11 protein-coding genes and 1 tRNA gene are annotated in these 10012 nt (G+C 74.0%); 10 read left to right on the top strand and 2 right to left on the bottom strand.

All coding sequences use genetic code 11. The annotated features are described in order from the left end of the window. The first annotated feature begins 237 nt into the window (after positions 1 to 237). The 4 genes from nrfD (at position 238) to selB (ending at position 4439) form a co-directional block, all read left to right on the top strand. Positions 238 to 1215, top strand: coding sequence for an NrfD/PsrC family molybdoenzyme membrane anchor subunit (gene nrfD / locus AB0C20_RS32285; RefSeq protein ID WP_357569408.1), 978 nt, complete (start codon positions 238 to 240; stop codon positions 1213 to 1215). 13 nt (positions 1216 to 1228) lie between these two features. Next, positions 1229 to 1324: transfer RNA gene (locus AB0C20_RS32280), tRNA-Sec, on the top strand. Between the two features lie 23 nt (positions 1325 to 1347). Next, the gene (gene selA / locus AB0C20_RS32275) at positions 1348 to 2652 is read left to right on the top strand and encodes an L-seryl-tRNA(Sec) selenium transferase (RefSeq protein ID WP_357569406.1); all 1305 of its coding nucleotides are present in this window, start codon (positions 1348 to 1350) and stop codon (positions 2650 to 2652) included. Positions 2653 to 2654: 2 nt separating this feature from the next. Beyond that, positions 2655 to 4439 (top strand): selenocysteine-specific translation elongation factor, encoded by a 1785-nt coding sequence (selB, locus tag AB0C20_RS32270; protein WP_357569404.1) that lies wholly within the window; start codon positions 2655 to 2657, stop codon positions 4437 to 4439. Between the two features lie 28 nt (positions 4440 to 4467). Here the strand turns inward: selB and AB0C20_RS32265 are convergent, their stop codons facing one another. Continuing rightward, a complete protein-coding gene (locus AB0C20_RS32265) occupies positions 4468 to 5508 on the bottom strand; it encodes an NAD(P)-dependent alcohol dehydrogenase (protein WP_357569403.1) in 1041 nt (346 codons plus the stop codon). Positions 5509 to 5604: 96 nt separating this feature from the next. On the opposite strand from AB0C20_RS32265, the gene AB0C20_RS32260 reads away from it, so the two are divergent. The 5 genes from AB0C20_RS32260 to AB0C20_RS32240 all read left to right on the top strand — a co-directional run bounded on the left by AB0C20_RS32260 (position 5605) and on the right by AB0C20_RS32240 (position 8893). Then, on the top strand, positions 5605 to 6213 hold the full coding sequence (locus tag AB0C20_RS32260) for a TetR family transcriptional regulator (protein WP_357569401.1): 609 nt from the start codon (positions 5605 to 5607) through the stop codon (positions 6211 to 6213). Between the two features lie 70 nt (positions 6214 to 6283). Further along, positions 6284 to 7024 (top strand): hypothetical protein, encoded by a 741-nt coding sequence (locus tag AB0C20_RS32255; protein ID WP_357569399.1) that lies wholly within the window; start codon positions 6284 to 6286, stop codon positions 7022 to 7024. A 55-nt stretch (positions 7025 to 7079) separates the two neighbouring features. Continuing rightward, positions 7080 to 7277 (top strand): hypothetical protein, encoded by a 198-nt coding sequence (locus AB0C20_RS32250; protein WP_030327722.1) that lies wholly within the window; start codon positions 7080 to 7082, stop codon positions 7275 to 7277. A 79-nt stretch (positions 7278 to 7356) separates the two neighbouring features. Next, on the top strand, positions 7357 to 8634 hold the full coding sequence (locus AB0C20_RS32245; protein WP_357569398.1) for a hemolysin family protein: 1278 nt from the start codon (positions 7357 to 7359) through the stop codon (positions 8632 to 8634). A 73-nt stretch (positions 8635 to 8707) separates the two neighbouring features. Further along, positions 8708 to 8893 carry a hypothetical protein gene (locus AB0C20_RS32240; protein WP_036410487.1) on the top strand — a complete coding sequence of 62 codons (186 nt, stop codon included), beginning with the start codon at positions 8708 to 8710 and terminating at the stop codon, positions 8891 to 8893. Positions 8894 to 8898: 5 nt separating this feature from the next. Here AB0C20_RS32240 and AB0C20_RS32235 read toward each other — a convergent pair whose 3' ends face one another. Next, positions 8899 to 9549 carry a hypothetical protein gene (locus tag AB0C20_RS32235; protein ID WP_357187527.1) on the bottom strand — a complete coding sequence of 217 codons (651 nt, stop codon included), beginning with the start codon at positions 9547 to 9549 and terminating at the stop codon, positions 8899 to 8901. Positions 9550 to 9682: 133 nt separating this feature from the next. Here AB0C20_RS32235 and AB0C20_RS32230 point away from each other — a divergent pair, with 133 nt between their 5' ends. After that, positions 9683 to 9886 (top strand): hypothetical protein, encoded by a 204-nt coding sequence (locus AB0C20_RS32230; RefSeq protein ID WP_357187530.1) that lies wholly within the window; start codon positions 9683 to 9685, stop codon positions 9884 to 9886. Positions 9887 to 10012 lie beyond the last annotated feature (126 nt).

The raw sequence follows: 10012 nt of genomic DNA, 5'->3' as shown, positions 1-10012 counted from the left end.
GGGACTTCACTGTGGCCAGCCGGCACGGGCTGACCGGGCGGATGGTGGCGGTCCGGCGACCGACCACCGGTGGGCGACGACAGCCCTAGCACCACGAGCGGTGCGGCGGCCACGAGCGGTGGCGACCATCCGAACGACAGGGGCACCGCCGTCAGCAGCCGCCGGGGCGACCTGACGGCGCGGCGGAGCACCGAAGCCGGGGGCCGGCGGGGCCGGCGGCGCGGGGGTGGTGAGGAACTGCGGGTGCCGGAGGCCGAGTTCACGTCCTATTACGGTCGGCCCGTTCTGAAGGGGCCGGTCTGGAAGTGGGACATCGCCGCGTACCTGTTCACCGGCGGGCTGGCCGCGGGCTCGTCGCTGCTGGCCGCGGGCGGGCAGCTCACCGGCCGGCCCGCGTTGCGGCGTGCCGGTCGGGTCACCGCGTTGGCCGCCGTCAGTGCCAGCGCCGTCTTCCTGGTGAAGGACCTGGGCCGGCCGGCGCGGTTCCACCACATGCTGCGGGTGGCCAAGCCGACCTCGCCGATGTCGATGGGTACCTGGATTCTCACCGCGTACGGGCCGGCGGCGGGCCTCGCCGCGATCGCCGAGGCTGCCGGTGTGCTGCCCCGGCACGGTCTGCTCGGGCTGGCCGGCCGGGCGTTGCCGCCGATCGGGCACGCCGCTGGGCTGCTCGCCGCCGGCACCGCGCCGGCGCTGGCCACGTACACCGGGGTGTTGCTGGCCGACACGGCGGTGCCGTCGTGGCACGAGGCGTACCCCGAGCTGCCGGTGATCTTCGCGGGCAGCGCGTTGGCCAGCGGCGCCGGCGTGGGTCTGCTCGCCGCGCCGCCGGCCCAGGCCGGGCCGGCCCGCCGGATGGCCGTGGCCGGCGCGGCCCTGGAGCTGTACGGCGCGCACCGGGTGGAGACCCGCCTCGGCCTGCTCAGCGAGCCCTACCGGGTGGGTCGGCCGGGTCGGTTGCTGCGCGCCGGGCGGTTGCTGACCGTCGGCGGGGTGGTGGGTGCTCTGCTGGGCCGGCGCAGCCGGGTGGTCGGGGCGCTCTCGGGGACAGCGCTGCTGGCCGCGTCGGTGCTGACCCGGTTCGGCATCTTCTACGGCGGCGTCGCCTCGGCCCGCGACCCCCGGTACACGGTGGTGCCGCAGCGCGAACGGGCGGAAGCGCGGCGAACCGGCATGGATCTTCCAGCTGATCGGGCGGTCCCGCCCGCGGTGTGATCGAATGTCCGGTGGAGGCGTTCAGGCGGCTGGTGCCCCTCCCGGTCTTCAAAACCGGAGTGGTCCGGGACCCGGGCCAGGCGGGTTCGATTCCCGTCCGTCTCCGCCACACCGCTTGCAGGAGATGACGTGATGGGCGACGGCCCGGTGGACCCGCGACGTCGGGTGCCCCGTACGGACACGCTGCTCGCCGACCCGGTGCTGGCCGCCGCCACAGTGACCCTCGGCCGGGAGCAGGTCAAGGCGATCGTCTCCCACGCGCAGGGTCGCGCCCGCCGCGGTGAGCTCAACCCCGACGAGGTACGCGACGCGGCGGTCGCCGCGTTGCCCACGCCCGGCCCCCGGGTGGTGCTCAACGCCACCGGTGTCGTGCTGCACACCAACCTGGGCCGGGCGCCGTTGTCGTCCGCCGCTGTCGCCGCGGTGATGGCTGCCGCCGGGCACACCGACGTCGAGTTGGACCTGGCCACCGGCCGGCGTGCCCGTCGCGGCAGGGGCGCGCTCGACGCGCTGGCCGCCGCCGTGCCCGACGCGGGCGCCGTGCACGTGGTCAACAACGGCGCGGCCGCGTTGGTGCTGGCCGCCACCGCGTTGGCCGCCGGCCGGGAGATCGTGGTCAGCCGCGGCGAACTGGTCGAGATCGGCGACGGTTTCCGCCTGCCCGACCTGCTGGAGAGCACCGGCGCGCGGCTGCGCGAGGTGGGCACCACCAACCGCACCACCCTCGCCGACTACGCCGCCGCGCTCGGCCCGCAGACCGGCTTCGTGCTCAAGGTGCACCCGTCGAACTTCCGGGTCACCGGCTTCACCTCAGCCGTCGGGGTACGGCAACTGGCCACGCTCGGGGTGCCGGTGGTCGCGGACATCGGCTCCGGGCTGCTCGGCGCGGACCCGCTGTTGCCCGACGAACCGGACGCGGCCAGCACCCTGCGCGCCGGCGCCGCGCTGGTCACCGCCAGCGGCGACAAACTGCTCGGCGGGCCGCAGGCGGGGCTGTTGCTGGGTGACGTCGAGGTGATCGAGCGGTTGCGTCGCCACCCACTGGCGCGGGCACTGCGGGTGGACAAGCTCACCCTGGCCGCGCTGGCCGCCACAGTGCACCAACCGGACACGCCGACCCGGGCGGCACTGCACGCCGACCCGGGTGCCCTGCGGGAACGGGTCGAGCGGCTGCGGGACCGGCTCGGCGCGGACGGGCGCAAGGCGGAGGTGGTGCCGGCCGTCGCGGTGGTCGGCGGGGGCGGCGCCCCCGGGGTGGAGTTGGACTCGTGGGCGTTGAGCCTGCCCGAGCGGTACGCGGCGCCGCTGCGCACCGGGGACCCGCCGGTCCTCGGTCGGGTGGTGCGCGGCCGGCTCCTGCTCGACCTGCGCTGTGTGCCCGTCGACGCGGACGAGGCCGTCCGCGAGGCCGTGCTGCACGTGCCCGGGGAGGACTGAGCGTGTTCGTCGTCGCGACCGCCGGGCACGTCGACCACGGCAAGTCGACACTGGTCCGGGCGTTGACCGGGATGGAACCCGACCGGTGGGCCGAGGAACGCCGCCGAGGGATGACAATCGACCTGGGTTTCGCCTGGACGACGCTGCCGTCCGGCGGCACCGTCGCCTTCGTCGACGTACCTGGGCACGAGCGGTTCGTGCCGAACATGCTCGCCGGGGTCGGCCCGGTCCCGGCGGCGCTGATAGTGGTGGCCGCCGACGAGGGCTGGATGCCGCAGTCCGCCGAGCACCTGGCCGCGCTCGACGCGCTCGGCGTCGCGTACGGACTGCTCGCGGTGACCCGCGCGGACCTTGCCGATCCGGGGCCGGCGACGGCCCGCGCCCGCGCGGAGATCGCCGAGACCAGCCTCGGCGCGGTGCCGGCGGTGGCGGTCAGTGGCCTGACCGGCGCCGGCCTGCCGCAGCTGCGGGCGGCCCTGGACCAGCTCGCCGCCCAACTGCCCGCGCCGGTGGTGGACGACCCGGTCCGGCTGTGGGTGGACCGTAGCTTCACAGTGCGGGGCAGCGGCACCGTCGTCACCGGCACCCTCGGCGCCGGCCGGCTGCGGGTGGGCGACGAACTGGAGCTGGCCGGCGACGACGAACCCGTCCGGGTCCGTGGCCTGCACTCGCTGGGCGAGGCCCGGCCGGAGGCGGCGGCGGTCGCCCGGGTGGCGGTCAACCTGCGCGGTACGCCCCGCGACCGGCTCGGCCGGGGCGACGCGTTGCTCACCCCGGGCCGGTTTCACCACACCGACGTGGTCGACGTCCGGCTCGCCGGTGACCCGGCCGCCGATCTGCCGGCCACCCTCACCCTGCACGTCGGGTCGGCGGCGGTGCCGGTACGGGTACGCCCACTCGGCCCGGACACCGTCCGGCTGCGGTTGGCCCGCCCGCTGCCGTTGCTGGTGGGTGACCGGGCGCTGCTGCGGGACCCGGGCCGCCACCACGTCAGCGGCGGGGTGCGGGTGCTGGACGTGGCACCTCCACCGCTGGGCCGACGGGGTGCGGCCGCCGCCCGCGCCCAGGTCCTCGCCGAGTTGGACGGTCGACCCGACCTGGCGGGGGAGCTGCGCCGTCGCCGGTTGATCCAGTCGGGCGCGTTGATCCGGATGGGTGTGCCGACGCACGCCGAGCCGGTGCAGGACGGGCCGGCATACGCCGAGCCGGTGGCCGGCGACTGGCTGGCCGACCCCGCACACTGGCGGCGGCTCGGTGAGCAACTGACCGAGGAGGTCGCCCGGCACGCGCGGGAACACCCGTTGGAGGCCGGGATGCCGGTGGACGCGCTGCGTCAGCGCCTCGCCCTGCCCGACCGGGTGCTGGTCGAGGCGCTGGTCCGGCCGCCGCTGCGGATCCACGCCGGTCGGGTCGGGGCGGCGAGCGCCAACGCGCTGCCCGAACCGGTGGCCCTGGCCGTGCAACGGGTCCGCGCCGAGTACGGCGACCGGCCGTTCCGCGCCCCCGAGGCGGACCGCCTGGCCGACCTCGGCCTGGGCCCCCGCGAGATCGGCGCCGCGGTGCGGGCCGGCGCCCTGCTGCGGCTGGCCGACAACGTGGTGCTGCTGCCCGACGTGCTCGACGACGCGGTCCGCGTGTTGGCCGGGTTGCCGCAGCCGTTCACCCTGTCCGCAGCCCGGCAGGCGTTGGACACCACCCGCCGGGTGGCGGTGCCCCTGCTGGAGTTGCTGGACCGGCGGGGCGCGACCCGCCGGCTGCCCGACGACGCCCGGATCGTCGTCACCTGAGCGGGCGCCACGACCGGGTCAACCGCTGTCAGTCCAGGTCGGACATGTCGAGCACGAAGCGGTAGCGGACGTCGTTTCGCCGGAGGCGGTCGAGTGCCGTCTCCACCTGCGCCGACGGGAGCACCTCGACGTCGGCGGCGATGCCGTGGTCGGCGCAGAACTCGAGCATCTCGGCTGTCGAGCGGCGGCCTCCGCTGCCGGCGGAACTGAGCTTCTTGCGGCCGACAAGCAGGTCCATCGCCTCGACGGTGACCGGGCCCAGGTATCCGAGCAGGCTGAGGGTGCCGTCCATCGCCACCACCTTCAGGTACGGGGCGAGGTCGTGCGAAGCGGAGATGGTGTCGATGACGACGTCGAAGGTGTCGCGTGTCGCTGCCATCTGGCGGGTGTCGGTGGAGTCCAGGAAATTGTGTGCGCCGAGCCGGAGGGCGTCGTCGCGCTTCTCCTGGGTGCGGCTGATGACGGTCGTGGTGGCGCCTAGTGCGACGGCCAGCTTGACCGCGAGGTGACCCAGGCCACCGAGCCCGGCCACGGCGACGCGACTGCCGGGGCCCACACCGAGGGCGCGCAGCGGTTCCCAGACGGTGACGCCGGCGCACATCAGCGGGGCGGCCGCGGCCGGGTCGAGGCCGGCGGGCAGCGGGTAGGCGAAGGCGTCGCGGACGACGTAGTCGCGGGAGAAGCCGCCAAGTGTGGTCGAGCCGTCCTGCCGGTCGGTGCCGCCGTAGGTGAGCGTCGGGAAGGAGTGGCAGAAGTTCTCCTGTCCGGCCGCGCACATCGCGCACACGCCGCAGGAGTCGATGATGTTGCCCACCGCGACGCGATCGCCGACGGTGAAGGCGGTCACCTCGGGGCCCGTCTCGGTCACCACGCCGGTGAACTCGTGACCGGGTACCAGAGGCGCGTCCACGCGCTGGCCGTGGTCGTTGAGGGCGTGCAGGTCGCTGTGGCACACGCCGCAGTGATCGATCCGCACCGCGAGGTCATCGGGGCGCAGGTCGCGCCGCTCCAGCGACGTACGGCGCAGCGTCGTGGGGCCGGTCGCCTGCCACCCGGTGGTCGTCCGCATCGGTGAACTCCTTAAACAAACTGTTCGGTCTGTTTCACCGTAGACACGATCGCGACGTACGGCAAACCAACCGTTCTGTTTGCTAGAGTGCGGGCCATGCCGGAGCAGCCACCGACCTCGCGAGGCGCCGCGACCTACCAGCGCATCCTGGACGCCGCCACCGAGGAGTTCGCCCAGCACGGAATTGCCGGGGCGCGGGTGGAACGCATCGTGACGGCGGCGCGCACCAACAAGGCGCAGCTCTACGCCTACTTCGGCGACAAGGAACGGCTCTTCGACGCGATCTTCCTCAACTCACTGGAGCGCATCACGAACGTCGTGCCGATCGACGCTGACGATCTTGCCGACTGGGCCGTTCGCCTCTACGACGAATACCTGCGCCGCCCCGATCTCATCCGCCTCGCGACCTGGACACGACTGGAGCGCCGGCCCGCCGGGCACCTCGTCGAGACCCACCAGCACTACGACGATCGCAAGCTGACGGCCATCGCTGAGGCGCAGGCCGCCGGGCGGGTGCGCGCGGGCGACCCCTTCGACCTCATGGCTCTGGTCATCGCCATGTCCATGGCCTGGTCGCCGGTCAGCAACGTCTACGCGGCCAGCAGCCTGGAACCCGACGACGTTCATGATCAACGCCGCGCCCTGCTGCGCGACTGCGTCCGGCGAGCCACTGTGCCGTCGGACAAGGATCAACCGGACCGTTGACCACCGCACGGCCGTCAGTCGCGTCCGATCCGGGGCTGACAACAGTGCGCCGAGGTGCGACGGTGAGCTGATGGTCGAGGCGATCCCCACCCGGTCACGGGCCTCCCGCCGCCGGTGGCGTGCGGTCGTACCGGTGGTGCTGCGCTGGGCGCTGCCGGTGCTGTGGGTGCTGTGGGCGTCCCTCGCGTGGTGGGTCGAGCCGCGCGAGTCCACCGAGGCGCAGCTCGACCGGGATCTCGCCGCTGGCCAGGTGGTGGCCTTCCAGCGGTCGTCCGGCTGGGCCGACGACGGCGCGTACTGGGGGAGCCGTTCTCGGTCGCAGCATGCGACGAACGGGGGGATGCTCGTCTGGACCGTGCCCAACGGCCAGATCCGGTACGCCTTCGTCGACCCGCCCGCCTCGGCTTCGTACCCGGGCGAGCCGGACCTGTCGGCGAACGCCGGGCTGGACGCGAGGCTCGCTGCCGTGGCCGACCCGTGGCAGTCCGGCGGCGACCTCGCGCACCGGATCGCGGGCATCGCCGGTCTGCTCGCCGGCGTGCTGACCGTGCTGTGGCTGGGCCGGTTGATCGGTGGCGCGCCGCCGCTGGCGGGCACCCGGTGGTTCTGGTTCTGGGTCGGGCTCCTGCCGTTCGGGGTGGGTGTGCTCGCCTGGACGTACCGGGAGCTGTGGAGACTACCGCCGGTGCCGGTGCCCGGCCGGGGCTCGGGGTGGCGTGGCGTCGGCTGGCTGATCCTCGCCGCCGTCGGCATCAGCCTCCTGGTGTCCGTCGCCCGCATCGTGTTCGGGACGGGCGTGGTGCCGGGCTGAGCCGGTGCCCGGCCAACCGGCCCCGAGGTTGACGCCGGTCACCTACGGTGACGCCATGGACCCTTCGGCGGTCTGGCGGGACCGGCAGCACCGGTGGCGGATCGAGGCGTACCGCGCGCCGGACCTGCGCTTCGCCATCTACGCCACCAACGGCCCCACCGAGTCGGTGCCGCTGTGGCTGTTCGGGATGTCGGCGCTGGCCCGGTGGCTGATGACCCACGCCATCTCGCTGGACGACCTGGAGGTCGACTGAGCGGGGGCGCGGTCGCAAACCGGCCCGCGCCGCGCCGCGCTGCGGTTGAGTGACCTCAGGCGGCGGACGGGGGTACGCGATGGGCGGTCAGCTCGGGCAGTTGGCGTTGGTGGCCGTGCTGGTGCTTGTCAACGCCGCGCTCTCCGGCAGCGAGATGGCGCTGGTGACCCTGCGGGAGGGGCAGTTGCGGCGGCTGGGCCGGCGCAGCCGGGCCGGCGACCGGTTGGTGCGGCTGTCCCGCGACCCGAACCGCTATCTGGCCACCATTCAGCTCGGCATCACCCTGGCGGGGTTCCTGGCCTCGGCGGCGGCCGCGGTGTCGTTGGCCTCTCCGCTGGTCGGGCCGTTGGGTTTCCTCGGCGGCGCGGCGCGTCCCGCCGCGGTGCTGCTGGTGACAGTGCTGCTGACGTTCGTCACGCTGGTGTTCGGGGAGTTGGCCCCGAAGCGGCTGGCCATGCAACGGGCCGAGCGTTGGGCGCTGCTGAGCGCCGGCCCGCTGGATCTGCTGGCCCGGGTGTCCCGGCCTGCGGTGTGGCTGCTCAGCCGGGCCACCGACGTGGTCGTGCGGCTCGCCGGTGGTGACCCGCGGGCCAACCGGGAGGAGATGACCGAGGAGGAGCTGCGGGAGATGCTGGCCAGCCAGCGCGGCCTGTCGGCCCAGCAGCGGGAGATCCTGACCGGCGCGTTCGACATCGCCGGCCGGACGCTGCGGGAGATCCTGGTGGCCCGGCGGGAGGTGACGACACTGCCGGCCGGTCTGGCCGCCGACGAGGGGGTCCGGCGGCTCGCCGCCGCCGGGCGGTCCCGCGCTCCCGTCACCGGCCCCGGCGGCCTGGACGAGGTGCTCGGGGTGGTGCACATCCGCGACCTGGTGCGGGCCGGCACCGCTCCGGTGGGTGAGCGGGTCCGGGCGCCGCTGCTGCTGCCGGTGACCCTGCCGGTCGCCGACGCGATGCGTCAGCTGCGCCAGGAGCATCAGCAACTGGCCCTGGTGGTTGACGAGCACGGGGGCATCGACGGCATGGTCACCATGGAGGATCTGCTGGCCGAGGTGGTTGGCGAGTTGTACGACGAGACCGACCGGGACGTGCGCGGGGTCGTCCGGGAACCGGACGGATCGCTGCTGGTGCCCGGTGACTTCCCGCTGCACGACCTGCCCGACCTGGGGGTGCGGCTGAGCTTTCCGTTGTCCCGGGACTACACGACTGTCGCTGGTCTGGTGCTGGCCCGACTGCGGCACCTGCCGGACTCCCCGGGTGAGACGGTGCGGCTGCCTGGGCTGACCCTGCAGGTGGTGGAGGTCGCCGACCGGGCGGTGCGCCGGGTACGCCTCTGCGGGTTCGTCACCGAGCGTTAAGCGTTCACCCAAAAAGCTGACAAAAGGTCTAAATCGACAAGGTGGGGAACGCGGTTTGCCTACGGTGCCAGACGTGAAGGACCGAGGGTTGCGTACGTTCGTCACGGTGCTGGCCGGCCTCGCGGTGATCTACTTCGGCAGCGCCGGCCGCAGCCCCGAGGAGGGCCGTGGCATCTCCGGCGGGGTGGTGGTGCTGGCGTTGCTCGCCGCGCTGCTGGTGTGGCACCTGACCCGCCCGGGGGACAAGACGGTCAAGTGAGCGCCTCAGCGGGCAGCGACGCGGGTGACCTCACCGGCGGACTCCTCACCCAGCGCCACCCGTACCAGCGCCGACGCGAGCCGGCCGAAGTCCGGTTCGTCGACGAGACCGGCGAGCCGGTCCGGGGACCCCGGCAGGCCCAGCCGCTTCGCCCCGGCCAGGGCCCGACGGTCGGCGTACGGGCGCACGTCCGACCAGACCGTCTGCGCCTCGCGCAGGTAGATGTCCGCGCCGGTGGGGCCGATGCCGGGGAACTCGGTGAGTCGCCGCCGCAGCCCGGCCGGGTCGCCCTGGGCCTCCCGGTGCAGGCGTCGCAGGTCACCGTGCCAACGGTCCAGGCACAGCCGGGCGCCGGTGCCGAGCATGGTGGCGGTCCGCTCGTCGTAGCGGCGGTAGTGGCCCCGGCCCAGCGCGTCCACGCGCTCCTGCCAACTGGCCGCCTCCATGGCCTGTGGGGTGCGGTAGCCGGCGGCGAACAGCTCTCGCGCGGCGTCCACCGCGATGCACGCGCGGATCCGGGTGCTCAGCAGCGTGGTCAGCACCAGCAGCTGATACAACGGCCCGGGCCGGTCGGAGAGCCGGATACCGGCCTCCTCCGCGTACGTGCGGCCACGCCGGTCGAGCAGCACCCGCACCACACTTCGGTCATTGCCCACACTGTCGGGTTACCCAATTGGGGACCCGCTAGCCGTCGCACCGCTGACCATCGCCGGAATGCCATCGGGGCGGGCGGGTATGCCGACGGCGGAGGCGGTCGATGCCGCCTGCCGTACCGGAGGGAGACACCCCGTGACGAACCCGCAGCAGCAGGAGTTGCGCCGTAACGCGCTGGGCGCGACCAGCCAGGACAACAAGGGCCCCGCCCCGGGCGGGCATCCGGCCAACCGTGGCACGTCGCGCGGCGACGAGGGTCGACCGGTGCCCAAGGGGCAGGTGTCGCCGTACGGCCCGGCCGGTGAGCCGGTGGCCGAGGACGACAGCGACACCCGCTGACCGATGAGCTAGCGACCGCGGGCTGGCGGCCGGCCAGGGTGGTCGAAGACTCGCCGCTTGCCCGGGTCGTCCTTGCCGGAGACATAACGCTGGCCTGCTCGTTGAACCACCACGGCGGTAGGCCCG

The sequence above is a fragment of the Micromonospora sp. NPDC048843 genome (genome assembly GCF_040649965.1).
GTDB lineage: Bacteria > Actinomycetota > Actinomycetes > Mycobacteriales > Micromonosporaceae > Micromonospora > Micromonospora hortensis.
This window is presented reverse-complemented; position numbering and strand designations above follow the sequence as displayed.